General features: G+C 71.2%; 1 protein-coding gene. It reads right to left on the bottom strand.

Annotated elements, in window-relative coordinates; translation table 11 throughout:
* On the bottom strand, window positions 1–894 hold an 894-nt coding region (locus tag ACIBBA_RS33560; RefSeq protein WP_396702910.1), incomplete at its 3' end, for an IS110 family transposase.
* Between the last annotated feature and the right edge of the window lie 175 nt (window positions 895–1,069).

Below are 1,069 nucleotides of genomic sequence, written 5' to 3'. Positions count from 1 at the left end.
GAGGCGGTGGCGGTCGGTGCGTCCGGAGCTTGCGGGGATCGGGGCGGCGCCGCAGAGGTGGGCAAGGGCGGCTTCGGAGCGCAGCCGGTCGGGGTTGTCACCGGCGGTGGTCAGTAGCTGGCCGGCGACTTCGGGTCCGACGCCGTAAAGGGCGGTCAGGCGTGGGGCGGTCTTTGTCAGCGCCGGGCGCAGCCGCCGGTCGGCCAGGGCGATTTCGGTGTCGAGAGCCTGCACCCGGGTGGCGACGGCGCGGAGCGCTGCCCTGGTCGCCTCCATGGGGTCGGTCATGGCCGTGTCATCGACGGTCAGGCTGGCGCAGGCGGTGATCATCGCGTGCCTTGGCAGTCCGGCCAGGCTGGCGCGCACGGCCTCGGGCGCGGACGTGATCAGTCCGTGGAGCTGGTTGAGGGCGGCGGTGCGGGCCTTGACCGCGCCCCGGCGAGCCACGCGCAGCGCCCGGATGGCCTCGACCGGCCCGGTGCGGGTTTTGGGTGTGCCAGCGGCCTGCCCGGACACCGCCGCGCGGGCGGCAGCGATCGCGTCGATCGGGTCGGACTTACCTTTGCTGCGGCGGGTTTTGCGGTCGGGCCGGTCGACCTCGACCAGGTCGACGCCTTCGCCGGCCAGGTAGCGGGCCAGTCCTGCGCCGTAGGTGCCGGTGCCCTCCACTCCCACCTTGATCAATCGCCCGAACGACCGCAGCCAGGCCAGCAACGCCCGATATCCGTCCGGTGTCGCGGCGAACTGCTGATCGCCGAGTACCCGGCCGGTCTGATCAACGGCGGCGGCGTGGTGAGTCTTGCCGTGGGTGTCTATCCCACCCGTGACCGGGCGCTTCCTGGCTGCCATGCTGGACTCGTCGTCCCTTTCGCTCGCACCGAACAGGGTCGGCACGCACCCGCCGGGCAGGCGGACAAGACAGTGACGGGGCCTCTCGCACAGGCTCCTATAAAGTCACGAACGCCCAGCCAGTGACGTGCAGGAGCGGTCACCCGGACAGTCGACAAATCCAGCCAAGGACAGCAACCGTCGGTCAGGGCAAGGGTCAGACAACCGGGTGACCGCCCCT

The sequence above is a fragment of the Micromonospora sp. NPDC051006 genome, assembly GCF_044456245.1.
Classification (GTDB): Bacteria; Actinomycetota; Actinomycetes; order Mycobacteriales; family Micromonosporaceae; genus Micromonospora.
Note: the sequence above shows the minus strand (reverse complement) of the source record. Positions and strands in the feature narration are given on the sequence as shown.